This window comes from Peterkaempfera bronchialis, from assembly GCF_003258605.2.
GTDB lineage: Bacteria > Actinomycetota > Actinomycetes > Streptomycetales > Streptomycetaceae > Peterkaempfera > Peterkaempfera bronchialis.
In genome coordinates this window covers 5372456-5396915 of sequence record NZ_CP031264.1, presented here as the reverse complement: position 1 = coordinate 5396915, position 24460 = coordinate 5372456, and the positions used below count along the sequence as shown (strand labels likewise).

Genomic DNA, 24460 nt, shown 5'->3' with positions numbered 1-24460 from the left:
CGGAGACCCCACGTGACCTCGCCCCAGCCGCCCGCGCTGCTCCTCGTCGGACACGGCACCCGTGACGACGGCGGCGCCGAGGCGTTCCGCAGCTTTGTCGACGGTCTGCGCGACCGGCTCCCCGGGGTGCAGGTCGGCGGCGGCTTCATCGAGCTCTCCCCGCCGCCGCTGGCGGACGCCGTGGCGGAGCTGGTGGCGGCCGGAGCCACCCGGTTCGCGGCGGTGCCGCTGGTGCTGGTCTCCGCCGGACACGCCAAGGGCGACATACCGGCGGCGCTGGTCCGGGAGAAGGAGCGGCACCCCGGCACCTCCTACGCCTACGGCCGCCCGCTCGGCCCGCACCCCGCGCTGCTGACCGTGCTGGAGCGGCGGCTGGACGAGGTGCTGGACCCGGCCGACCGCGCCGAGACCACCGTGCTGCTGGTGGGCCGCGGCTCCACCGACCCGGACGCCAACTCCGAGGTCCACAAGGCCGCCCGGCTGCTCTGGGAGGGCCGTGGCCTGGCCGGGGTGGAGACCGCGTTCGTCTCGCTGGCCGACCCCGACGTACCGGCCGGGCTGGAGCGCTGCCGGCTGCTCGGCGCCCGCCGGATCGTGGTGCTGCCGTACTTCCTCTTCACCGGCATCCTGCCGGACCGCGTCGACCGGCAGGCCGCCGACTGGGCCGCCGACCACCCGGACGTCGAGGTGCGCCGGGCCGGGGTGATGGGCGCCACCGAGGAGCTGGCCGACCTGGTGCTGGAGCGCTACCGGGAGGCACTGCGGGGCGACGTGCGGATGAACTGCGACACCTGTATGTACCGGGTCGCCATGCCCGGCTTCGAGGACAAGGTCGGCGCCCCGCAGCGCCCCCACCACCACCCGGACGACCCGGGCCACCACCACCATCACCACGACGGCCACAACCACGGCCACAGCCATGCGCACTGACGCTGCGTCAGCCACCGACCCGGACCTGCGCCACCACGGCGACGCCGAGGTCCGGGACGGCGGCCTGGTCGACCTGGCCGTCAATGTCCGCACCGGTACGCCGCCCGGCTGGCTGCGCGACCGGCTCGCCGCCACCCTCGCCGACCTGGCCGCCTACCCGGACTCCGGCGCCGCCTGCGCGGCGGTCGCCGCCCGACACGGCAGGCCGCCCGGCGAGGTGCTGCTGACCTCGGGGGCCGCCGAGGCGTTTGTGCTGCTGGCCCGTACGCTGCGGCCGCGCCGCGCGGTCGTGGTGCACCCCCAGTTCACCGAGCCCGAGGCGGCGCTGCGGGACGCGGGCCACCCCGTGGAGCGGGTGCTGCTGCGGCCGGAGGACGGCTTCCGGCTGGACCCGGCCGCCGTCCCGGACGACGCCGACCTGGTGGTGGTGGGCAACCCGACCAACCCCACCTCGGTCCTGCACCCGGCCGCCGCGCTCGCCGCCCTGGCCCGGCCGGGCCGCACCCTGGTGGTGGACGAGGCGTTCGCCGACACCGTCCCCGGCGAGGCCGGGAGCCTCGCCGCCCGGGGCGACCTGCCGGGCCTGGTGGTACTGCGCAGCCTCACCAAGACCTGGGGGCTGGCCGGGCTGCGGATCGGCTATCTGCTCGCCGCCGAGCCGCTGACCGCCGAACTCGCCCGCAGCCAGCCGCTCTGGCCGGTCTCCACCCCGGCCCTGGCCGCCGCTGAGGCGTGCTGCACGCCCGGTGCCCTGGCCGAGGCCGACCGGGCGGCCCGCACCACCGCCGAGCACCGCGCCCATCTGCTGGCCGGTCTCGCCGCCGTCCCGGGCGTCACCGTCCACGGCGAACCCGCCGCCTCCTTCGTCCTGGTCCGGCTGCCCGGCGCCGCCGCCGTACGGGAGCGGCTGCGCGCCGCCGGGTTCGCGGTCCGGCGCGGCGACACCTTCCCCGGCCTGGGCCCGGACTGGCTGCGCATCGCCGTCCGCGACCCGGCCACCAGCGACGCCTTCCTCGCCGCCCTCACCGCCGCGCTGGCGGAGGGTGCCTGACGGTCGGCCGGATCGGGATGGCGCGCGGGCCGCGTCGGCGCGGAGGGCGTCAGATCTGCTCGGCCCGCTCCAGGGCGGTGCAGCAGGTGTCGACGATCAGGCGGGTGACCACATAGGGGTCGACGTTGGCGTTGGGGCGCCGGTCCTCGATGTAGCCCTTCTTCTCGACCTCGACCTGCCACGGGATGCGGACCGAGGCGCCCCGGTCGGAGACGCCGTAGCGGTACTCGTCCCAGGGGGCGGTCTCATGCAGACCGGTGAGGCGGCTCTCGATGCCGGAGCCGTACTGCTTGACGTGCTCCAGCGGCTTGCCGTCGGCGCCGAGCGCCTCGCAGGCGGTGATGATCGGGTCGTAGCCCTCGCGCATCGCCCGGGTGGAGAAGTTGGTGTGGGCGCCGGCGCCGTTCCAGTCGCCCTTGACCGGCTTGGCCTCCAGGGTGGCGGAGACGCCGAAATCCTCGGCGGTGCGGTAGAGCAGCCAGCGGGCCACCCAGAGCTGGTCGGCGACGTCGAGCGGGGCGAGCGGGCCGACCTGGAACTCCCACTGGCCGGGCATCACCTCGGCGTTGATCCCGGAGATGCCGAGGCCGGCGGCGAGGCAGTTGTCGAGGTGCTTCTCGACGATCTCGCGCCCGAAGATCTCGTCGGCGCCGACGCCGCAGTAGTAGCCGCCCTGCGGGGCGGGGTAGCCGTTCTCGGGGAAGCCGAGCGGGCGGTTGCCCTCGAAGAAGGTGTACTCCTGCTCGATGCCGAAGATCGGCTCCTGGGGGGCGAACCGCTCGGCGACCTGGCGGAGCAGGGCACGGGTGTTGGACTCATGCGGGGTGCCGTCGGTATTGTACACCTCGCAGAGCACCAGCAGATGGTCGCCGCCCCGGATCGGGTCGGGGCAGCGGAAGACCGGCTTGAGCACCCGGTCCGAGGCATGGCCCTGGGCCTGGTTGGTGCTGGAGCCGTCGAAGCCCCAGTCGGGCAGCGGCGCACCGTCGGCGAGGATCCTGGTCTTGGAGCGCAGCTTGGCGGTCGGCGCGGTGCCGTCGATCCAGATGTACTCGGCCTTGTAACTCACTGTCGGATTCCTCGCGGGTGCGGTGGCGGGGGTGTGCCAGGTGGGGCGGGGTGCAGGGGAACCCTCGCAAGGCGCCGTTTCCCGGTTGTTCCCCCTCTGTGAACACCGTGTGAACCTGTCTGAAACCCGTACGAACCCGTCAGGCCGGGGGCTGCTGCCTGCCCGCGCGCCGCTGCCCGATGAGGACCGCCAGGCCGTCCAGCTGCCGCCGCAGGCCGAACTCGAAGACCGAGTCCAGGGTCAGGTCCACCTCGGAGCCCGTGGTGAACCGGGCCAGCCGGGGGAAGGCGGCGACCATGGTCTCGTTCCAGGACTGCTCCTCGTGCTCCAGCCACTCCTGGTCGGTCAGACCGGTGTCCCGCCGGGCCTCCGCCTCGGTCTCCAGGCTGACCGCAGTGCCCCGCACATAGCCGATCAGGCTGACCGCCGCATGCAGCACGTCCTCGGGGGGCAGTCCGGTCGCGTCCAGCGCGGCCAGCGCCCATTCGGTGTGCGGGATGCCGTTGAGCAGCGGCTGCGGCCGGGTCATCGAGATCACCGAGGCCAGCCAGGGGTGGCTCCGGTAGACCGCCCACTGCAACCGGGCCAGCAGCTCCAGCCGGGCCCGCCAGCCCGGCGGCGGGACGTCCGGCAGGCGCTGCTCGCCCAGCGCGGCGTCGGCCATCAGCAGCACCAACTCGTCCTTGCCGGGCACATAGTGATACAGCGTCATGGTGGCGACCCCGAACTCGGCCGCCACCCGCCGCATGGAGAGCGCGGCCAGTCCCTCCGCGTCCGCGCACTCGACCGCCGCCCGCACGATGCGCTCACGGGTGAGGTCCGGTCCGCCCGGCCGCTCCCTGCACGAGGCCGGCGGCGCGGGTGCGGCGACCACCACGGTGCCCACCCCGGGTACGGCCCGCACCAGGCCCTGCTGCCGCAGCGCGGCCAGCACCTTGCTGGCGGTGGCCATCGCCACGCCCCACTCCTGGGTGATCTGCCGGGTCGACGGCACCCGCTCGCCCTGCCGCAGCTCGCCGTCGGCGATGCGTCGCCGGATCTCCGCGACGATCCGGGCGTAGGGCGGGTCGGGCTGTGCAGTGGAGTGCGCCACCGCCACCTCCATTCACCTCCATGCGTACTAGTGCACCAGCGGGCTCCGGGCCCTCATTATGCACCCGTCCTCGGCCTTCATTCCATGGGTGCACTAGTGGAGGGAATCAGAAAACAGCAGCTCAGTGGCGTACTGGCGAGCCCGTTCGTACGGTGTCCAACAGCAAGCGAACCGTACGTCGTACACCACAGGAGGGGGCTTCCCCATGGACGCCGACACAGTCATCCCGCCCCGGGCGGGCCGCCGGGAGTGGATCGGGCTGGGGGTGCTGATGCTGCCGCTGCTGCTGGTCTCGATGGATGTGTCGGTGCTGTACTTCGCGGTGCCGTTCATCAGCCGGGACCTGCGGCCGAGCTCCACCGAGCAGCTCTGGATGCTCGACATCTACGGCTTTGTGCTGGCCGGTCTGCTGATCACCATGGGGTGGCTCGGCGACCGGATCGGCCGCCGCCGGCTGCTGATCATCGGCGCCGCGGCCTTCGGCGGCGCCTCGGTCGTCGCCGCGTACTCCTCCGGCGCGGAGACGCTGATCGCCGCCCGTGCGCTGCTCGGCATCGGCGGGGCGACGCTGATGCCGTCCACGCTGGCGCTGATCCGCAATATGTTCCACGACGAGAAGCAGCGCTCCACCGCCGTGGGCATCTGGACGGCGGGGACGACGGCGGGGATCTCGCTCGGGCCGGTCCTCGGCGGGTTCCTGCTGAACCACTTCTGGTGGGGGTCGGCCTTCCTGATCAACACCCCGTTCATGGTGATGCTGCTGGTGCTGGGACCGCTGCTGCTGCCGGAGTCGCGCAACCCGGCGGCGGGCCGCTTCGACCTGCTGGGCTCGGCGCTCTCGCTGGGCGCGGTACTGCCCACCGTCTGGGGGCTCAAGCAGCTCGCCGCCGACGGGCCCGGCCTGCTGCCCGCCGTCGCGGTCGCCGCCGGGCTGGCCGTGGGCGCGGTCTTCCTGCACCGCCAGCGCACCCGGCCGGAGCCGATGATCGACCTGTCGCTCTTCCGGAACCGGGGCTTCAGCGGGGCGATCACGGTCAACACGGTGGCCATGTTCGCCTTGATCGGCTTCACCCTCTTCTCGATGCAGTACCTCCAGTCGGTGCTCGGCCTGGACCCGCTGGAGGGTGCGCTCTGGTGCCTGATCCCCTCGGCGGCGGTGGGCGTCGCCGCACCGACCGCCACCGTGCTGGTCCGGCGGGCGAGCCGGTCCAGGCTGATCTGCGCGGCGTTTCTGCTGGCCGCCGCCGGCTACATGACGATGGCGGTACTCCGGCCGGACACCCCGCTCTGGGTGGCGCTCACCGGCGCCGGGGTGGCAGCGGTGGGCGTCGTCACGGCGGTGACCCTGGTCAGCGATCTCTTCCTGGGTACGGTGCCGCCGGAGCGGGCCGGGTCCGCCTCGGCACTGCTGGAGACGGGTCAGGAGTTCGGCGGTGCGCTCGGCATGGCCGTCCTGGGGAGCATCGGCGCCGCCGTCTACCGCCGGGATGTGGTGGACCGGATGCCGGCGGGGCTTCCGCCGGGGACGCTGCACACCGTCCGGGAGACCCTGGGCGGCGCTGCGGCGACGGCCGATCGGCTTCCGGCGCGGACCGGGGCTGCGGTGCTGCATGGAGCCCGGGAGGCGTTCTGCTCCGGTCTGCACGCCGCCGCGCTGGGCGCCGCCGTGCTGCTGGTGGTGGCCGGGGTCTTCGCCGCAGTACTGCTGCGCAGGGCGCCGACCGCACCGACCGCACCGACCCCGCCGATGCCGTCGGACTCCGGGCTCCCTGCGGTGAGCCCGGAGTCCGCCCCGGCCTCCTCCTGACGGGCCCACCGGCCCGTGCCCGTACGGGCCCCGGCCCGCCACCGTCCCCTCCACGGCGGCGGGCCGGGCGGTGCTCAGGACCGGGAGTGGGAGGTCCTGCGGCGGCGCACCGCGATCATCGCGGCGACGCCCGCACCGACCAGCACGGCGGCGCCGCCGAGCATCAGCGGGGTGCCGCTGCTGCCGGTCTCGGCCAGGTCCGCCCCGGTGGCCTGCGGAACGGTCACCTCGCCTCCGGCGGAGCCCCCGGCTGTAGCCCCGGCCGTAGCCCCGGCCGTGGACGCGCTACCGGTCGGGGCGGGCGACTGCGACGACCCACCGGACGAGCCGGACGTACCCGCCGACGCACCCGACGACCCTGCCGAGGCGCCCGAGGACGAACCCGCCGACGACCCCGAGGAGGTGCCCGCCGAGGTACCCGCCGACGTGCCCGAGGAGGTACCCGCCGAGGTACCCGCCGTCGACCCCGACGGCGGCTCGGACGGCGACGGGTCCGGCGAGTCGGAGACGCCCGGCGTCGGGTCACCGCCGCCGCCGTGCGACCTGGGCTTCTCGCAGTCCACCGAGGCCACCGCGACCCGCCCGGTGACCTTGGCGACATTCAGCGCCAGCGGATCGACCGTGACATCGAGCTCCAGCGCGGTGGCCGCCGCCGTACTGGTGGTGACGGCCCGCTTGGACAGTTCGGCCGACACCTCGCCGACCCCGGGCACCTTCACCCGGGTGGGGCCGCCGGCCGACAGGCTGACCGTACGGCCGAGCACCTTGACGGTGCCCAGCACCTCGGCCTTGGCCGTGGGCTGCCCGTGCACCGGGCAGCCGACCTCGGCGTTGACCGTGTCCAGCGCGAGCAGGGTGGTGAACGGCAGCCCGGGCAGATGGACACGGGCGCCGACCAGCTTCACCGAGGCCCGCGCGCCGTGCGCGTCCACGGTGGCGTCGGAGTTGCCGACGTCGGCCTTGACCAGGGTGACCGGGGCGCCCCGGTCGACACCGTCGACCCGGGCGCTGAGCATGGTGCCGCCGCTCTGCCCGGGGGCGGTGACCCTGCCCAGCGAGAGGTCCACCGGGACGTCCAGGGTCTTGTTCAGCAGGCTGACGTGCAGCTGGACCTCGGCGGTGACGGCGGAGGCCCGCCCCGCAGCGGCGCTGTCCCCGGTGGCGTGGGCGGTGGCGGGCAGGCCCGCGACGGCCATCCCGGCAGCCAGTACGGCGACCGCGCCGGGGCGGAACCGAGGTATGACGGAGAAGACGGAAGACAAGAGGAACCCCCACATGGCGGATGGAATCCCCCGCCGGGCGGAAGGCATCACTCCTCGGCCGGGGGTGCCCCCATCCTCTCGAACAGGCCGTCACCGCGTTAACACACAGCGTCAGTTCACCCGTAAGAGTGAGAGAGCCCCACGTTTACCAGGAGTGCGACCCCGTCACGGGAGCCGCCAGTCCACCGGCTCCGCGCCCTGCTGGACCAGCAGCTCATTGGCCCGGCTGAACGGCCGCGAACCGAAGAACCCCCGGTCCGCCGACATCGGGCTCGGGTGGGCGGACTCGATCGCCGGTACCGGCCCCAGCAGCGGCCGCAGATTGCGGGCGTCCCGGCCCCAGAGGATCGCCACCAGCGGCCCCCCGCGCGCCGCGAGCGCCCGGATGGCCTGGTCGGTGACCTCCTCCCAGCCCTTGCCACGGTGCGCGGCCGGCTTGCGCGGGGCGGTGGTCAGCGCCCTGTTGAGCAGCAGCACGCCCTGCCGGGTCCACGGGGTGAGGTCACCGTTGGACGGCGGCGGGAAGCCCAGGTCGCGCCCGTACTCCTGGTAGATGTTCAGCAGGCTGCCCGGCAGCGGCCGGACCTCCGGCGCCACCGAGAAGCTCAGCCCCACCGCATGACCGGGCGTCGGGTAGGGGTCCTGACCGACGATCAGCACCCGGACCTCGTCGAAGGGTTGTTTGAAGGCGCGCAGCACATCGGGGCCGGCCGGCAGGTAGGTCCGGCCGGCGGCGATCTCCGCCCGCAGGAAGTCCCCCATGGCGGCGATCCGCCCGGCCACCGGGTCCAGGGCCTTCGCCCAGCCGGACTCGACAATCTCACTCAGCGGACGTGGAGCCATGGCCCTCACCCTAACGGCCCAGGCCCCCGGGGAAAAAGCCGCGGCCCCGCCCTCACATCACCCGGCCGCGGAGTACCACGACCTGCGGATCGGCCAGCACCCGTACGTCGGCGCGCGGGTCCTCCGCGTACACCACCAGGTCCGCCGGAGCGCCCTCCTCCAGGCCGTCGCGGCCCAGCCAGGCGCGCGCTCCCCAGCTGGCCGCCGACAGCGCCGCCGCCGGGGGCAGCCCGGCCCGCACCAGCTCGGCGACCTCCTGGGCGACCAGCCCATGCGGCAGCGAACCGCCCGCATCGGTGCCCACGAAGACCGGCACGCCCGCCTCGTAGGCAGCCGCCACGGTCGCGTACCGCCGCTCGTGCAGCCGCCGCAGATGCGCGGCCCAGGCGGGGAACTTCGCCTCGCCGCCCGCCGCCAGGTCGGGGAAGGTGGCGATGTTCACCAGCGTGGGCACGATGGCGACGCCGCGCTCGGCGAAGAGCGGCAGCAGCTCCTCGGCGAGCCCGGTGGCGTGCTCGATGCAGTCGATCCCGGCTGCCACCAGGTCCGGCAGCGAATCCTCGGCGAAGCAGTGCGCGGTGACCCGGGCGCCCGCCGCGTGCGCCGCTGCGATGGCCGCCTCCAGCGCCTCGCGCGGCCAGCAGGGCGCCAGGTCGCCCCGGTCGCGGTCGATCCAGTCGCCGACCAGCTTCACCCAGCCGTCGCCGCGCCGGGCCTCCCGGGCGGTGTACTCGGCCAGCTGCTCCGGCTCGATCTCATGGGCGTAGTTGCGGATGTAGCGGCGGGTGCGAGCGATGTGCCGACCGGCCCGCACGATCTTCGGCAGGTCCTCGCGGTCGTCGATCCAGCGGGTGTCGGCGGGCGAACCCGCGTCCCGGATCAGCAGGGTGCCCGCGTCGCGGTCGGCCAGCGCCTGCTTCTCGCTGGTGGCGTCGTCCACCGCGCCGTGCGCGTCCAGGCCGACATGGCAGTGGGCGTCCACCAGGCCGGGGAGCGCCCAGCCCGCCACCGTCCTGATGTCGCGGGCCAGCGCCGGACGGTCGAAGGTGACCCGGCCGTCCACCACCCACAGCTCGTCCCGGACCTCCTCCGGCCCGACCAGCACCCGTCCCTTGATGTGCAGCACCGCGCGCTCTCCCATACCAGGCACCCTACGGCCGCCCCGCCACCCCCGGGCAGCCCGGTCCCCACCGCCACTTCACCAGCCCCGAGCACCCCGGCCCCCACCCCCACCTCACCACCCCCGAGCACCCCGGCCCCCACCCCCACCTCACCACCCCGAGCACCCCGGCCCCCACCCCCACCTCACCACCCCGAGCACCCCGGCCCCCACCCCCACCTCACCACCCGCCCGACGGCGGACGGGGCCGGTCAGCCGCGGAGGGCGGCGAGGTCGACGGCGGCGGCCATGGCGCGGTAGCCGGTGTCGCTGGGGTGGAGGCGGTCGCCGATGTCGTAGCCGGGCCGGTAGCGGCCGGGGTATCGCGGGTCGCGGACCGCCCGCTCGAAGTCCACCACGCTGTCGAAGGCGCCGCCGGTCCGGATCCACTGGTTGACCCGCTGCCGGATCTGCTCGCCGAAGTCGCTGTAGTAGGTGGCTCCCTGAAACGGCGTCAGGGTGCCGCCGTGCACTGCCGCGCCCACCGCCCGCGCCTGCCCGATCAGTGTGCGGTACCCGGAGATCAGCTCGTCGGCGGTCAGCGGCCGGCCGTCGGCGTCCCGGCGTGAGCCGATGTCGTTGATCCCCTCCAGCAGGATCACATCCGTCAGCCCCGGCTGCGTCAGGGCGTCGCCCCGGAAGCGGGTGAGGGCGGAGCGGCCGGCCTCGCCCTGCCTGTCGGTGAGCAGCCTGTTGCTGGCGATGCCGAGGTCGACGACGCCCAGCGGACGGTCCGGCCGGGCCTTGGCGATCCGGGCGGCCAGCGCGTCCGGCCAGCGCCCGCCGGGGCGGGTGAGCGCCGGGGAGGAGCCGTCGGTGATGGAGTCGCCGAAGCAGACCACCGTGCCACCGGCCGTGGTCGAGACCAGGTCGAGGCCGGTCAGGTAGTACCAGCCGATCTCCCGCTTGGTGAAGCGCAGGGTGCCGCCGTCCCAGGTGCGGTCGCCGGAGGCGATCCAGGTCGCGTCCTGCGACCGGGGGTGCCAGGTGGCGGGCCCGGTGGGGCCCGGCAGATAGAGGCTGACCAGCAGGACGTCCCGGGCGGCGATCGGACGGGCCGGCGACACCGGGTCGCTGAACAGCTCCTGCCCGGCCGGGACCACCGCCCGCCGCTCGCCGTCGAAGAGCACCTGGGTCAGGGTGCCCTCCGCCGCCTGGGCGCCCCGCAGCCGTACGCCGATCGACGCCGACTCGACCAGCAGCGGGGCCTTGCCGTGCAGATTGGAGAGCCGGATGCGGGGCCGGATGCCGCCCACCGAGGCACGCACCACCAGCCGCAGGGTGCACTCGGTGAAGCCCAGCGAGGCCCGCCCGGTGTCACCCGCCACCGGCGCCGCCGCCCAGGCGCCGACCCGCAGCGGCCCGGTGACCACGTCCTGGACGGTGCTGCGCATGCCGACGGGCTCGGAGGCACCGTCGGCGTCGCCGTCACCGGCGTCCGCCCGGGTCGCCGCGCAGCGGCCGAGCAGCATGGTCGTCCCCAGCGCTGCGGCGCCGCCGAACAGCTTCAGCGCGTGTCGCCGCGGCAGGGATGCGGGCATGCTGTCCACCTCTGTTCAGACCGGGGGGCGGCCCGCCTCGGTGACTCCGCGTGGCGGCCGGGATCAGGATACGGATCGGTACGGGCGCTCCGCCCCTGGTCGCGGGCGGCACGCCGCTCAACTGCTCGGCTGCTCAGGGCCGCCGGCGGCCTCGGGCCGACGCTCCCGGCGCGGCGGCGACCCGCCGGGCGGCGGGCGGGACGGCTGCACCTCCGGTCACCTTCGGGACACGGCGGCGCGACACGGCTGCGGACATGGTTCCCCCCTGGACGGACCGGGCGACCATACGACGGGCCCGGGCGGCGGCCTCCCCCGCGCGCCACGGGCACTCTGCGGCGGTGCCCCCGGCGGTCGCGGCCGGATACAGGATACGGATCAAGGACGAACACCCGTACCCCGCCCTCCGCCGGCCGCCCCGTCGGCAGCGCGTGGAGCCGTCCGGCAGACTGTCAGCGGCGCGGGGCGCGCATCGCTCCCCACGTCGGCACCGCCCCTGCACCCGGAAGGCCCCCCACGTGACCGCGAACCAGCCCTCGGCCGACCCCCGTTCCCCGCACCCGCTGCTCGACCTGCCGCCGCTCACCGCGCAGCGCTTCGCGGCGATCGAGGACCGGGTGGCCGGGCTGCTGCGCACCGGCAACGACGTGGTGATCACCCAGGGCGAGGCGCTGCTGCCGCTGGAGGCGTGCATCCGTGGCGCCGTACCCCCCGGCAGCACCGCGCTCAATGTGGTCACCGGCCCATACGGCGAGACCTTCGGCGGCTGGCTGCGCTCCTGTGGGGCCCGGGTGGTGGACCTGACCGCGCCGTTCCACACGGCGGTCTCGGCGGCCCAGGTCGCGGAGGCGCTGCGGGAACACCCGGAGATCGGGTTCGTCAGCCTGGTGCACGCGGAGGCGGCCACCGGCAACACCAACCCGGTGGCGGAGATCGGCGCGGTGGTGCGGGAGCACGGCGCACTGCTGATGCTGGACGCGGTCGCGTCGGTGGCGGCGGAACCGCTGCTCACCGACGCGTGGGGGGTCGACCTCTGCGTGATCGGCGGGCAGAAGGCGATGGGCGGTCCGGCGGGCGTCTCCGCCGTCGCGGTCAGCGACCGGGCGTGGGAGGCGATCACCGCCAACCCGCAGGCGCCGCGCCGCTCCTACCTCTCGCTGCTGGACTGGAAGGAGCGCTGGACGGACGCCGGGCGGAGCGTACTGCCGCACGCCCCGGCCCAGTTGGAGATGCTCGCCCTGGAGGCATGCCTGGACCGCATCGACGCGGACGGCCTGGATGCGGTGATCGCCCGTCACCGGGCCGCCGCCGCGGCCACCCGGGCCGGGGTCGGCGCCCTGGGGTCGCTCTCCTGCTACGTCGTACGCGACCGGGATGCCGCGCCGGTGGCCACCACGCTGCGGGCCCCGGCCGGGGTGGACGCCCGCGAGGTGGTGGCCGCCGCGCTGCGCAGTGACCCGGCGGTGCCGGTGCAGGCTGCGGGCGGCGCCCTGGCCAAGGAGATGCTGCGGGTCAACCACTACGGCCGGGCCGCCTCCCGCACCACCGTCCTGGCCTCCCTCGCCGCCCTCACCGCCGCCCTCACCACCCTCGACCTCCCCACAGACCCGACCGCCGCCACCTCCGCCGCCGAAGCGGCCTGGCAGTCGCCCGCAACGGACTGACCCAGGCTGCCCCGGCACTTCCATGACTTTGCGTCAGGGACGGTGTCGGGGAACGGAGTAGTGCTGGCGACGGCCCAGGCGGACCCGACCGCAACCGACCCCGGCAGCGGTCAGGCTCCGAGGGCGTCATCGCCGAGGCGGCCCCGCCGACGGATGGGCCAACAGCGACGGCCGGGTGGACCCGACCGCAACCGACCCCGGCAGCGGTCACCACCGTGGCGCCCACGCACACGCCCACCCGCACGGCCGCGACCCCGCCGACCTCCCACCCGCCCCGAGGCCGCCGCGACCGTCGTCCAGGCCCAAAGCGGCGGCGACAGCCCACATCCGAAGCGGTCGTCGCCGACCGGGTCAGCCGGCCGACCCCGGGGCGTCGCGGCCGTCGCCTGGGCCGAAGGCGGCGATGGCGTCCTCGGCGGAGGCGCGGGCGTGGATGTACAGGTCGGCCCAGTCGGCGGCGTCCGGGAAGCCGGAGGTGGAGGCGATCCGGGTGCAGGCCGCCGTGTAGTCGTAGGCGGTGCGGCGCAGTTCGACGCCGGGGCCGAGCAGCGCCCAGTGGGCTCCGGGGCGGCCGTAGGGCATGCCGACGCTGCCGGGGTTGACGACCAGGCGGCCGTGCACAAGCCGGGCGTACGGCATGTGCGTGTGCCCGCACACGACCGTGCCGATGCCCCGGTCGACCGTGGAGAGGACCTCGGCCCAGCGGTCGGCGCGGGAGTCGACCAGGACGATCTCCTCGTCGTCGCGCGGGGTGGCGTGGCAGAACAGGACCCGGCCGAGCCCGTCGATGTCGAGTTCGGCGGTGGCGGGGAGCGCAGCGAGGCGGTCGGCCTGCTCGGGGCGGAGCTGTCCGGCGGCCCAGTCGCTGATCGGGAATCCGGACGGCGTCCCCTGGATCAGCTCGCGGTCCGCGTTGCCGTTGATCCACAGGGCCCGGTCGCCGAGCGAGTCGAGCAGGTCCAGGGTCTCGACGGGGAGCGGACCGGCGGCGAGGTCGCCGGTCAGGACGATCCGGTCGGCGGTCCGGACGTCGGGCTCCGCGAGTACCGCCTCCAGCGCGGGCAGGACTCCATGGATGTCGGACAGGACGGCAACGCGATTCGTCATGGGCCGAACCTAGTGCCGCGCCCAGCAGCGCCGGGGCGGCGTTCGCTGCCCGCGCAACCCGGCGGCGCCCCGGGCGGGCCGGGGCGCCGCGTACGGGAGCGGCGGCGGGGTCAGCCGTGCAGGTGGACGACGCGGACGGTGTTGCCGGGGACGGCGAGTTGGCCGGTGGCGGGCTCGCCGGTGAGGAGTTCGGTGCCCGGCCGGTCCAGCGGGACCTTGGCGTCGGCGGCGGTGTGGTTGATGGCGAAGAGGTAGCTGCCGTGGGCGCCCTGACGCCGCACCACCTCCACATCACGCGGCAGCCCGGAGCCCGGGGGCAGTCCGGCGTCGGCGCAGGCGAGGTCGAGGACGGGGGCGAGTTGGTCGCCGGTCAGCCGGGTGGAGACGTACCAGGCGGTGCCGGCGCCCAGCGAGTGGCGGGTGACGGCGGGCAGTCCGGCGGCGGGGCCGTCCTGGTAGCGGAAGACGGTCTCGGCGCCGCGCGGGACGACGGTCTCGGACCAGACGTCCCCGGTCAGCTCCCGGCCGCCGCCGTCGCTCAGCCGCACCCGCTGCCCGGCGCGCAGCGGCAGGAACTCCTCCACGGTCAGGCCGAGGACATCCCGCAGCGCGCCGGGGTGCGGGCCGGGGTGGATGGTGTCGTGCTCGTCGACGATGCCGGAGAAGTAGGAGACGGCGAGGGTGCCGCCGTCCTCGACATAGCGGCGCAGATTGCGGCCGGCCGCCTCGGTGGCCAGGTAGAGGGCGGGGACCAGCAGCAGCGGGTAGCGGGCCAGGTCGTCGGCCTCGGGGTGGGCGAAGTCCAGGGTGAGGTGGCGGTCGTAGGCGGCGGTGTACCAGGCGTCGGCGCGTTCCCGGGCGTCGTGGTCCTGGCTGGGGCGCCACTCCAGGCCCTGGGCCCACCAGGACTGCCAGTCCCAGACCATGGCGGCGTCGGGGACCACCCGGGTGCCCCGGATCGGGGCGAGCCGGGCGAGGTCGGCGCCCAGGGCGGTGACCTCACGCCAGATGCGGCTCTCGGTACCGGCGTGCGGGACCATCGCGGAGTGGAACTTCTCGGCGCCGTACCGGGCGGCACGCCACTGGAAGAACATGGCGCCCTCGGAGCCTCGGGCGACATGGGCGAGGCTGTTGCGGGCCAGTTCGCCGGGCTGCTTGGCGAGGTTGCGGGGCTGCCAGTTGACGGCGCCGGTGGAGTGCTCCAGCAGCAGCCAGGGGGCGCCGCCGGCGACCGAGCGGGTGAGGTCGGCGGACATCGCGAGGTTGATGTGGTTCCGGTCGGCCTCGGCGACCAGGTAGTGGTCGTTGGTGACCAGGTCGACCTCGCGGCCCCAGGCCCAGTAGTCGAGGGAGCGGCACTGGGAGAGGGCGGTCATGAAGTTGGTGGTGACCGGGATGCCGGGGGAGAGGCGGTGCAGCAGGTCGCGCTCGGCGCGGAAGTTCTCCAGCAGGGCGTCGCTGGTGAAGCGGGCCCAGTCGAGCTGCTGGGCGGGGTTGCCCGCGGTGGGGGTGGCGCGGGGTGGGCGGATGTCGTCCCAGCGGGTGTAGTGCTGGCCCCAGAAGGCGGTGCCCCAGGCCCGGTTGAGGGTGTCGAGGTCCTGGTGGCGGTCGCGGAGCCAGCGCCGGAAGTGGGCGGCGGAGGTCTCGCAGTAGCAGGCGGCGACGGGCACGCCGTACTCGTTGTGGACGTGCCACAGGGCGACGGCGGGGTGGCTGCCGTAGCGGCGGCCGAGCTGCTCGGTGATGGCGGCGGCGGCCTCGCGGTAGGCGGGTGAGCTGTGGCAGACGGCGCCACGGCTGCCGAACTCGTACCGGACGCCCTCGCGGGTGACGGGCAGCGCCTCGGGGTGGTCGCGGTAGAACCAGGCGGGCGGGACGACGGTGGGGGTGCCGAGGTCGACCCGGATGCCGTGGTCGTGCAGCAGGTCGAGCAGCCGGTCGAGCCAGCCGAAGTCGTACTGGCCGCGCTCGGTCTCCAGCAGCGCCCAGGAGAAGATCCCGACGCTGACCATGGTGACCCCGGCCTCGCGCATCAGGCGGACGTCCTCGTGCCACACCTCCTCGGGCCACTGCTCGGGGTTGTAGTCGCCGCCGAACGCCAGCAGGTCTTCGCCGGTCAGCGGGTGGGTCATGGACACTCCTGTGGTCAGCGACTGTGAACGTGCACATAGATAACCTCACGGAAACAACCATTGACAAGGATCGGCGGCGTTTCTCTACTGTGAACGTGCACAGCACGCCTAACCCTGCGGGAGGATCCATGCGCTTCACCCTGCACCGCCGCCTCACCGTCCCGGTCGCTGCGGCGGCAGTCGCCGCCCTCGCCCTGTCCGCTTGCAGCAGCGGTGGCGGTGACGGGTCGAGCACCAAGGCCGAGCCAGGCCCGGTGGACCTCACCTTCTGGTCCTGGGCCCCCAATATGGACAAGGTCGCGGCCCTCTGGAACAAGGACCACCCCGACATCAGAGTCACCGTCAAGAAGCAGGCGTCCGGAGACGACCTGGTCACCAAGACCATCACCGCCGCCAAGGCCGGCGGCGCCCCCGACCTGGTCCAGGTCGAGTACCAGGCGCTGCCCACCCTGGTCAGCAATGACGTGCTGGCCGACATCGGCAAGCAGCAGGGCTCGGTCAAGTCCCAGTTCGCGGACGGCGTCTGGCAGCAGGTCACCCTGGGCACCGACGCGGTGTACGCGATCCCCGAGGACACCGGCCCGCTGATGTTCTACTACCGCCAGGACCTCTTCAGCAGATACGGCCTCAAGGTGCCCGCCACCTGGGACCAGTTCGCCGAGACCGCGCGCACCCTGCACAAGAAGGACCCCAAGAAGTACCTCACCACCTTCTCCAGCAACGACCCCGGGCTCTTCGCCGGACTCGCCCAGCAGGCCGGCGCCCAGTGGTGGACCACCTCCGGCGACACCTGGAAGGTCTCCCTGGACGACGACGCCACCAGGAAGGTCGCCGACTTCTGGGCCGGTCTGGTGCAGGAGCACGCCGTCGACAACCAGCCGATGTACACCCCGGCCTGGAACAAGGCGCTCAACGACGGCACCCAGCTCGCCTGGGTGAGCGCCGTCTGGGCCCCCGGCGTCTTCACCACCGCCGCCCCGGACACCAAGGGCAAGTGGGCCATGGCCCCGCTGCCGCAGTGGAGCGCCGGCCAGTCCACCACCGGGAGTTGGGGCGGCTCCGCCACCGGCGTCACCAGGAACTCCAAGCACGCCGACGCCGCCGCGACCTTCGCCGCCTGGCTGAACACCGACCCCGCCGCCGTACAGGCCCTGGTCGAGCAGGCCGGCATCTACCCCGCCGCCACCTCCGCGCAGAGCGGCGGCGCCCTCGCCAAGGCCCCGGACTTCTTCCCGAACCAGCCCGACTTCTACACCCGGGCCGCCGAGATCGCCGCGCACACCGCCCCCGCCGCCTGGGGTCCCAACGTCAATGTGGCCTACAGCGCCTTCAAGGACTCCTTCGGCAAGGCCGCCCAGGACCGCAGCGCCTTCACCCCGGCTCTGACCGCCGTCCAGCAGGCCACCCTCGCCGATATGAAGAAGCAGGGCTTCTCCACCGAGGGCTGACCCCCACCCGTCCCGCCCCGCCCCGCCCCGCCGCACGCCGCACGCCGCACCCGAGCCGGTCCGGATGCCCCTCGCCCGGACCGGCCCCTCCCCCAGGTTCCTCCCCCAGGTTCCTCCCCCACCCCCGCCACCCTCCGCCACCACGAATCGAGGACCGCCATGGCCACGGCGACCCCGACCCGGAGGCCCCGCAGGAAGAGCACCGCCGCGCGGCTGGCGCCGTACGCCTTCCTGGGGCCCGCCACCGTCCTCTTCGCGCTCTTCTTCGCCCTGCCCATCGGCTACGCCGTCTATCTGAGCTTCCGCACCGTCCACATCCGGGGCCTGGGCCTGGGCAGCGGCGCCCGCCAGGAGGCATGGACCGGCTTCTCCAACTACACCGCCGCCCTCTCCGACCCCGAACTGCTGGCCGGAGCCGGCCGGGTGCTCGGCTACGGCCTGCTGGTCGTCCCCACCATGCTGGGCCTGGCCCTGCTCTTCGCCCTGCTGCTGGACACCGACCGCGCCCGGCTCCGCTCCTTCTCCCGGCTGGCGATCTTCCTGCCGTACGCGGTGCCCGGCGTGATCGCCTCCCTGCTCTGGGGCTTCCTCTACCTGCCCACCGTCAGCCCCGGCTACTTCCTGCTCGACCAGGTCGGCACGGCCGGGCCCGACCTGCTCTCCGGCGGCGGGCTCTATGTGGCGCTGGCCAACATCGCTGTCTGGGGCGGCACCGGCTTCAACATGATCGTGATCTACACCTCGCTGCGCGCCATCCCCAGCGAGCTGTACGAGGCGGCCCGGCTGGACGGCTGCTCGGAGCTGCAGATCGCGCTGCGGATCAAGATCCCGATGGTGGCGCCGTCGCTGGTGCTCACCTTCTTCTTCTCGATCATCGCCACCCTCCAGGTCTTCAGCGAACCCACCACCCTCAAACCGCTGACCAATGCGCTCAGCTCCACCTGGAGCCCGCTGATGAAGGTCTACCGCGACGCCTTCACCCAGGGCGACATCCACTCCGCCTCGGCCACCTCCGTGGTGATCGCCGCCGCCACCCTGCTGCTCTCCTTCGGCTTCCTGAAACTGATCAACTCCCGTATCCCCGGAGGCAGGCGATGAGCACCCTCGACACGGCCCGCCCGCCGCTGCGCACCCCGGCCCTCGCCGGTCCGGCCGGACCCGGCCGGCGCCGCGGCGGCGGCCGGCTCCCCACCGCCGTGCTGCTGCTCGGCGCCGGATACTGCCTGCTGCCCGTGCTCTGGGTACTGATCGCCGCCACCAAGAGCGGCCGGGAACTCTTCTCCACCTTCACCCTGCTGCCCGGCAGCGGCCTGGCCGGCAACCTCGGCGACCTCACCGCCTACCGAGGCGGCGTCTACTGGCGCTGGATGGCCAACTCCGCCCTCTACGCGGGCCTGGGCGCGCTGCTCTCCGCCGCGGTCTCCGGCACCGCCGGGTACGCACTGGCCACCTACCGCTTCCGCGGCCGCACCGCGCTCTTCAACATCCTGCTGGCCGGGGTGCTGATGCCGCCGATCATCCTGGCCGTGCCCCAGTACCTGCTGCTCGCCAAGGTCGGGCTCGCCGACAGCTACCTCTCCGTGCTGCTGCCGAGCATCCTCAGCCCCTACGGCATCTACCTCGCCCGCGTCTACGCTGCGGCGGCCATCCCCGAGGACGTGCTGGAGGCGGCCCGGGTGGACGGCGCCCGTGAGTGGCGCACCTTCCGCTCGGTGGCGCTGCCGATGATGGCGCCGGGCCTGGTGACGGTCTTCCTGTTCCAGTTCGTGGCCATCTGGAACAACTTCCTGCTGCCCTTCATCATGCTGGGCGACGACCGGAAGTTCCCGGTCACCGTCGGCCTGTACACCCTGCTCCAGCAGGGCGCCAGCGCCCCCGCCCTCTACACCCTGGTGATCACCGGCGCACTGCTCTCCATCGTGCCGCTGATCGCGCTCTTCCTGTGCCTCCAGCGCTACTGGCGCCTCGACCTGCTCTCCGGAGCCGTAAAGTCCTGAGCGGCAGAGAGGAGCCCATCCACCATGACGGAACCCGCGCCCCGAGGCCGGCCGTCCACAGGCCGCGCCCACCGGCCGCCGACCATCCATGACGTCGCCCGCGAGGCCGGCGTCTCGCGCGGCACCGTCTCCCGGGTCCTCCAGGGCGGCCACAATGTCTCCCCGGCCGCGCTGGAGGCGGTCAACGCCGCCATCCGGCGCACCGGGTACGTGGTCAACCGGCACGCCCGCTCCCTGGTGATGCAGCGCTCCGACTCGGTGGCCTTCCTGCTGACCGAGCCGCAGGAGCTGTTCTTCGAGGACCCCAACTTCAATGTGCTGCTGCGCGGCTGCACCCGGGCGCTGGCCGAGCACGACATCCCGCTGCTGCTGATGATCGCGGGCAATGAGCCCGAACGGCGCCGCATCACCCGCTATATCGCCGCCGGGCACGTGGGCGGCGTGCTGCTGGTCTCCTCCCACTCCGGCAACCCGGTGGTGGAGCGGCTGACCCAGGCCCAGGTCCCGGTGGTCGCCTGCGGCAAACCGCTGGGCCAGCGCACCCATGTCGCCTATGTCGCCGCCGACGACCGGGAGGGCGCCCGCGAGATGGTCCGCCACCTCCACCGGATCGGCCGCCGCCGGATCGCCACCGTCACCGGTCCGCAGGACACCCCCGGCGGCGTCGAACGGCTCGCCGGGTACCGCGAGACCCTCGCCGAACTCGGCCTGCCGTACGACGAGCGGCTGGTCGCCGAGGGCGACTACACCCGGGCCGGCGGCGAGGCCGCCGCCGGCCGCCTGCTGGACCGGGCCCCCGACCTGGACGCCGTCTTCGTCGCCTCCGACCTGATGGCCGACGGCGCCCTCACCGCCCTGGAACGGGCCGCCCGCCGTGTCCCCGAGGACATCGCGGTCGGCGGCTTCGACGACTCCCCCATCGCCGCCTCCACCCGCCCCCCGCTCACCACCGTCCGCCAGCCCTGGGACCGCATCAGCGACGAGATGGTCCGCCTGCTGCTCTCCCGCATCGCGGGCGAGGACCCGGCCATGGTGATCCTGCCCACCGAACTGGTCGTCCGGCAGTCCGCCTGACCCGGGCCGCTCGTCCGCTCGGCCCGTCCGCCCGGCCTGTCCGGCTCGGGGCGGCGTTCGGGGGTGGCGGGTCCAACCGGGCGGGTGCGGCGGGGGCGGCGACGTTCCCGCTGCGGTCTCCCGGGGGCGTCGGGGCGTTCACCTTGCGGCCATACGGCTGGGGCGTACTGGGGCCGAGCTGTCCAGCCGACCCCCCGGCGCAGCCCCGCGTACAGCCCTCCCAGGAGCAGACCCGTGACAGTCCCCCGCGCCCGCGCCGCCGCACTGGCCGGCGGCCTCGCCGCCGCCGCGCTCGCCCTCTCCGCCTGCGGTTCCGCCCCCAGCACCGCCACCGGCGCGGCCACCGACGGCAAGGCCGCAGCCTCGGCCGTCTCCGCCGCCGACCTCGGCGGCATGGAGGCGCTGGTCGCCGCCGCCAAGAAGGAGGGCAAGCTGCATGTCGTCGCCCTCCCCCGGGACTGGGCCAACTACGGCGCCGTCATCGACGGCTTCAAGGCGAAGTACGGCCTGACCGTCGAGGAGGAGAACCCCGACGGCTCCAGCCAGGACGAGATCAACGCCATCACCTCCCGCAAGGGCCAGGACCGCGCGCCCGACGTGGTCGACCTGGGCGGCGCCTTCGCGCTGTCCGCCGCGCAGCAGGGCCTGCTGGCGCCGTACAAGGTGGCCGCGTTCGACCGGATCCCGGACGGCCAGAAGGACGCCGGGGGCCTGCACTTCAACGACTACGGCGGCTATGTCTCCATCGGCTGCGACGCCAAGCGGATCAAGCAGTGCCCGGCGACCTTCGCCGATCTGCTGAAGCCCGAGTACAAGGGCCAGGTGGCGCTGAACGGCAACCCGACCAAGGCGGGCTCCGCCTTCGGCGGGGTGTTCGCGGCGGCGCTGGCCAACGGCGGTTCGCTGGACGACATCCAGCCGGGCCTGGAGTTCTTCGCCAAGCTGAAGAGGAACGGCAACTACAACCCGGTGGAGTCCACCCCGGCGACGGTCGAGAAGGGCGAGACCCCGATCAGCATCGACTGGGACTACCTCAACGCGGGCTATGCGGACGAGTTCCGGTCCAAGGGCGTGGACTGGCAGGTGAGCGTGCCCACCGACGGCCTGTTCGCGCAGTACTACAGCCAGGCCGTCAACAAGTGGGCGCCGCACCCGGCCGCCGCCCGGCTGTGGGAGGAGTACCTGTACAGCGCCGAGGGCCAGAACCTGTTCCTCAAGGGCTACGCCCGGCCGGTCCTGATGGACGCGCTGAAGCAGGACGGCACGCTGGACCCGGCCGCCGCCGCCAAGCTGCCGGCGGTCTCGGGGAGCTTCACCTTCCCGTCCCAGGCCCAGGTGGACGCGGCCAAGAAGGTCGTCACCGAGGGCTGGTCCAAGGCCGTCGCCGGGTGACCACGCCGATGCCCACGGCTCCCCGGCGCCGGCGGAGCACCGGCTGGCTCGCCGTACTGCCGCTGCTGCTCTTCACCGCCGTCGCCTTCGGGCTGCCCGCCTTCGCCATCGCCGCCGGCGCGTTCACCACCTCCGGTGACGCGCCCGGCGGGTCGCTGTGGACCACGGAGAACGTCTCCCTGTCGATGCACGGCGCCTATCTCACCGCGCTGCTGGGAAGCGTCAAGCTCTCCGCGCTCACCGCCCTGCTGGGCGTGGTCCTGGGGCTGCCGCTCGCGCACGCCGTGGCCACCTCCCGCTTCCGGGCGCTGCGCGAGGCGGTGCTGTCCGCCTCGGGTGTGCTGGCCAACTTCGGCGGCGTACCGCTGGCGTTCGCCTTTGTGGCGACCCTGGGCAACGCGGGCGAGCTGACCCGCCGGCTCTCCCTGACCGACCACGGCTGGAGCCTCTACACCTTCTCCGGCCTGACGCTGGTGTACCTGTACTTCCTGGTCCCGCTGATGGTGCTGACCGTCACCCCGGCGCTGGACGGCCTGCGGGCCCAGTGGCGGGAGGCGGCGCGCAACAGCGGCGCCACGGCCTGGCAGTACTGGCTGCATGTCGGGCTGCCGATCCTGGCCCCGTCGCTGCTGGGCGGCGCCGTGCTGCTCTTCGGCAGCGCCTTCGCCGCCTATGCCACCGCCGCCGCCATGGTGGGCAGCTCGGTGCCGCTGATCACCCTCCAGATCGCGGATGCGCTCTCCGGCAATGTGCTGGTGGGCCAGGGCAATGTGGCGCTGGCGCTCAGCCTGGACATGATCGTGGTCGCCGGTGCGGTGATGGCCCTGTACATCCCCTTGCAGCGGAGGAGCGCCCGATGGCTGCGCTGACCGGCCCCACCGCCACGTCCACCCCCACCGCCGCGTCCACCGCCACGTCCACCGCCCGGCGCCCCCGCCGTCGGCGGCCGAAGGTGCGGGTGTGGCGGGGCGTGGTCGCCCTGGTGGCGGCGCTGTACTTCCTGGGGCCGCTGGCCTTCTCGGTCCTCTTCACCGTGGATGTGCCCGGCCAGGGCTACACCGTGGACGCCTATCGGGGGATCGTCGGCGCCGACGGCTTCCTGGACTCGCTGCGGCTCACCCTGGAACTGGCCGCCGCCACCGTCGCGGTGGTGCTGCTGCTGCTCGTCCCGGCGCTGGTCGCGGTGCGGCTGGGCACGCCCCGGCTGCGGGCGGTGGTGGAGATCGTCTGCTCGCTGCCGCTGGTGGTGCCCTCGGTGGCGCTGACGGCGGGCATCGTCTCGGTGCTCCGCTGGGGGCCGGACCACCTGGCCGCCACCCCGTTCTTCCGCACCTTCACCGCGATCCAGGACCCGTCCTTCCCGGTGGTGCTGGTGGTGGCGTATGTGCTGATGGCGCTGCCGCTGGCGTACCGGACGCTGGACGCCGGGCTGCGCGCGCTGGACCTCGCCACCCTGGTGGAGGCGGCCCGCTCCTGCGGGGCGGGACGGCTGCGGGCGGTGCTGCTGGTGGTGCTGCCCAATCTGCGCGGCGCGCTGCTGAACACCGCCTTCCTCACCCTGGCGCTGGTGCTCGGCGAGTTCACCGTCGCCTCGATCCTCGGCTTCCGGCCCTTCGCCGTCTGGATCGTCGCCGTCGGCGGCAGCCAGGCGCAGATGTCGGTGGCGGTCTCGGTGCTGAGCCTGCTGCTCACCTGGGCGCTGCTGCTGCTCCTGGCCGCCGCCGGGCACGGCCGCGCCTTCCGTACCTCCCGCCGCAGCCGCCCCGGTGCGGCTGCCGTCCCCACCGCTCTGGAGACCTCGTGACCGCCACCGCCGTCGAGCCCCCCGCCGCCGCCCGCGAGACGGCCGGCGCCGCCGTGGAGTTCCGCGCGCTGCGCCGGGTCTTCGGCGCCACCACGGCCCTGGACGGCCTGGATCTGGCGGTCCGTCCGGGCGAGCTGCTGGCGCTGCTGGGTCCGTCGGGCTGCGGCAAGACCACCGCGCTGCGGATGCTCGCCGGGTTCGAGCAGCCGGACGGCGGCGAGGTGCTGGTCGACGGGGTGGATGTGACCGGCGTACCGGCGCACCGCCGCGACGTGGGCATGGTCTTCCAGTCGTACAGCCTCTTCCCGCATCTGACCGCCGCCGGCAATGTCGCCTTCGGGCTGCGGATGCGCGGCACCGGCCGGGCCGAGCGGCGGGCGCGGGCGGGCGAACTGCTGGAGCTGGTGGGCCTGGGGCAGTTGGCCGACCGCTATCCGCACCAGCTGTCCGGCGGCCAGCAGCAGCGGGTCGCGCTGGCCCGCGCGCTGGCGCTGCGGCCCCGGGTGCTGCTGCTGGACGAGCCGCTGTCGGCGCTGGACGCCAAGGTGCGGCTGACCCTGCGGGAGGAGATCCGGCGGCTCCAGCAGGAGTTGGGCATCACCACGCTGCTGGTGACGCACGACCAGGAGGAGGCGCTCTCCACGGCGGACCGGGTGGCGGTGCTGCGCGCCGGGCGGCTGGAGCAGTGCGCGGCCCCGGCGGAGCTGTACGCCCGGCCGGCGACCGCGTTTGTGGCCGAGTTCGTGGGGACGATGAGCCGCATCCCGGCTGTCCGGGCGGACGGCGGCGAGGTACGGGTGCTGGGCCGCCGCCTGCCGGTGGACGGCCCGCTGCCGTCCGACGGCGAGCTGGAGGCGCTGGTCCGCCCGGAGTCGGTGCGGGTCGCGGCCGACCCGGCGGGCCCGGACCGGGTGGTCGCGGCGTCCTTCCTGGGCGCGGTCACCCGGGTCACCGTACGGCTGGCGGACTCCACCGAGGTCAAGGCCGACCTGCCCACCGAGGCGGCGGCGGGCCTCCCGGTCGGCTCCCCGGCGGCGGTGTCGCTGCCGGACCGGCCGGTCCTGGTCGACCGCCGCGCCGTCTGACGGCC

Annotated in this window: 20 protein-coding genes; 12 read left to right on the top strand and 8 right to left on the bottom strand. The window is 74.1% G+C overall.

Annotation, left to right across the window (positions count from 1 at the left end; all coding sequences use genetic code 11):
* The first annotated feature begins 12 nt into the window (after nt 1-12).
* Nucleotides 13-930 (top strand): sirohydrochlorin chelatase, encoded by a 918-nt coding sequence (locus C7M71_RS23860; protein ID WP_111493229.1) that lies wholly within the window; start codon nt 13-15, stop codon nt 928-930.
* Nucleotides 920-1981: an Rv2231c family pyridoxal phosphate-dependent protein CobC gene (gene cobC, locus C7M71_RS23855; protein ID WP_111493232.1), complete on the top strand. Its 1062-nt coding sequence runs from the start codon at nt 920-922 to the stop codon at nt 1979-1981. The genes C7M71_RS23860 and cobC overlap by 11 nt, the downstream gene beginning before the upstream one ends.
* 49 nt (nt 1982-2030) lie before the next feature.
* On the opposite strand, the gene glnII is transcribed toward cobC, so the two are convergent.
* Together glnII and C7M71_RS23845 are read right to left on the bottom strand one after the other, a co-directional pair.
* On the bottom strand, nt 2031-3050 hold the full coding sequence (gene glnII / locus C7M71_RS23850) for a glutamine synthetase (RefSeq protein ID WP_111493235.1): 1020 nt from the start codon (nt 3048-3050) through the stop codon (nt 2031-2033).
* A 139-nt stretch (nt 3051-3189) separates the two neighbouring features.
* Complete coding sequence (locus C7M71_RS23845; RefSeq protein ID WP_229758879.1) at nt 3190-4143, bottom strand: TetR/AcrR family transcriptional regulator C-terminal domain-containing protein; 954 nt, start codon at nt 4141-4143, stop codon at nt 3190-3192.
* A gap of 205 nt (nt 4144-4348) precedes the next feature.
* Between C7M71_RS23845 and C7M71_RS23840 the strand changes: the two genes are divergently transcribed.
* Nucleotides 4349-5950, top strand: a complete 1602-nt coding sequence (locus C7M71_RS23840) for an MFS transporter (RefSeq protein WP_229758878.1) — start codon at nt 4349-4351, stop codon at nt 5948-5950.
* 74 nt (nt 5951-6024) lie between these two features.
* Here the strand turns inward: C7M71_RS23840 and C7M71_RS23835 are convergent, their stop codons facing one another.
* The 4 genes from C7M71_RS23835 to C7M71_RS23815 form a co-directional block, all read right to left on the bottom strand.
* Nucleotides 6025-7227, bottom strand: a complete 1203-nt coding sequence (locus C7M71_RS23835) for an SCO1860 family LAETG-anchored protein (RefSeq protein ID WP_111493242.1) — start codon at nt 7225-7227, stop codon at nt 6025-6027.
* A gap of 150 nt (nt 7228-7377) precedes the next feature.
* Nucleotides 7378-8055, bottom strand: coding sequence for a uracil-DNA glycosylase (locus C7M71_RS23830; RefSeq protein WP_111493245.1), 678 nt, complete (start codon nt 8053-8055; stop codon nt 7378-7380).
* 52 nt (nt 8056-8107) lie between these two features.
* Nucleotides 8108-9196, bottom strand: a complete 1089-nt coding sequence (locus C7M71_RS23825) for an amidohydrolase family protein (RefSeq protein ID WP_111493247.1) — start codon at nt 9194-9196, stop codon at nt 8108-8110.
* 230 nt (nt 9197-9426) lie between these two features.
* On the bottom strand, nt 9427-10755 hold the full coding sequence (locus C7M71_RS23815) for an SGNH/GDSL hydrolase family protein (RefSeq protein ID WP_111493785.1): 1329 nt from the start codon (nt 10753-10755) through the stop codon (nt 9427-9429).
* A gap of 515 nt (nt 10756-11270) precedes the next feature.
* Between C7M71_RS23815 and C7M71_RS23810 the strand changes: the two genes are divergently transcribed.
* Nucleotides 11271-12416, top strand: coding sequence for a pyridoxal-phosphate-dependent aminotransferase family protein (locus C7M71_RS23810; RefSeq protein WP_229758877.1), 1146 nt, complete (start codon nt 11271-11273; stop codon nt 12414-12416).
* Nucleotides 12417-12767: 351 nt separating this feature from the next.
* On the opposite strand, the gene C7M71_RS23805 is transcribed toward C7M71_RS23810, so the two are convergent.
* Nucleotides 12768-13523, bottom strand: coding sequence for a metallophosphoesterase family protein (locus C7M71_RS23805; protein ID WP_111493781.1), 756 nt, complete (start codon nt 13521-13523; stop codon nt 12768-12770).
* A gap of 110 nt (nt 13524-13633) precedes the next feature.
* On the bottom strand, nt 13634-15655 hold the full coding sequence (locus C7M71_RS23800; RefSeq protein ID WP_111493779.1) for a beta-galactosidase: 2022 nt from the start codon (nt 15653-15655) through the stop codon (nt 13634-13636).
* Nucleotides 15656-15783: 128 nt separating this feature from the next.
* Here C7M71_RS23800 and C7M71_RS23795 point away from each other — a divergent pair, with 128 nt between their 5' ends.
* The 8 genes from C7M71_RS23795 (at nt 15784) to C7M71_RS23760 (ending at nt 24455) form a co-directional block, all read left to right on the top strand.
* On the top strand, nt 15784-17103 hold the full coding sequence (locus C7M71_RS23795; protein ID WP_111493777.1) for an ABC transporter substrate-binding protein: 1320 nt from the start codon (nt 15784-15786) through the stop codon (nt 17101-17103).
* A gap of 159 nt (nt 17104-17262) precedes the next feature.
* Entirely contained in the window at nt 17263-18201 is a 939-nt protein-coding gene (locus tag C7M71_RS23790) for a carbohydrate ABC transporter permease (RefSeq protein WP_111492496.1), read from the top strand.
* Entirely contained in the window at nt 18198-19100 is a 903-nt protein-coding gene (locus C7M71_RS23785; protein WP_111492484.1) for a carbohydrate ABC transporter permease, read from the top strand. Before C7M71_RS23790 ends, C7M71_RS23785 begins: the two co-directional genes overlap by 4 nt.
* Before the next feature lie 24 nt (nt 19101-19124).
* Nucleotides 19125-20174: a LacI family DNA-binding transcriptional regulator gene (locus C7M71_RS23780; RefSeq protein WP_111492485.1), complete on the top strand. Its 1050-nt coding sequence runs from the start codon at nt 19125-19127 to the stop codon at nt 20172-20174.
* 234 nt (nt 20175-20408) lie between these two features.
* Nucleotides 20409-21566, top strand: coding sequence for an ABC transporter substrate-binding protein (locus tag C7M71_RS23775; protein ID WP_111492486.1), 1158 nt, complete (start codon nt 20409-20411; stop codon nt 21564-21566).
* An 8-nt stretch (nt 21567-21574) separates the two neighbouring features.
* Nucleotides 21575-22435 carry an ABC transporter permease gene (locus tag C7M71_RS23770; protein WP_111492487.1) on the top strand — a complete coding sequence of 287 codons (861 nt, stop codon included), beginning with the start codon at nt 21575-21577 and terminating at the stop codon, nt 22433-22435.
* Nucleotides 22423-23370: an ABC transporter permease gene (locus C7M71_RS23765; protein WP_111492488.1), complete on the top strand. Its 948-nt coding sequence runs from the start codon at nt 22423-22425 to the stop codon at nt 23368-23370. The genes C7M71_RS23770 and C7M71_RS23765 overlap by 13 nt, the downstream gene beginning before the upstream one ends.
* On the top strand, nt 23367-24455 hold the full coding sequence (locus C7M71_RS23760; protein ID WP_111492489.1) for an ABC transporter ATP-binding protein: 1089 nt from the start codon (nt 23367-23369) through the stop codon (nt 24453-24455). Before C7M71_RS23765 ends, C7M71_RS23760 begins: the two co-directional genes overlap by 4 nt.
* Nucleotides 24456-24460: the final 5 nt, after the last annotated feature.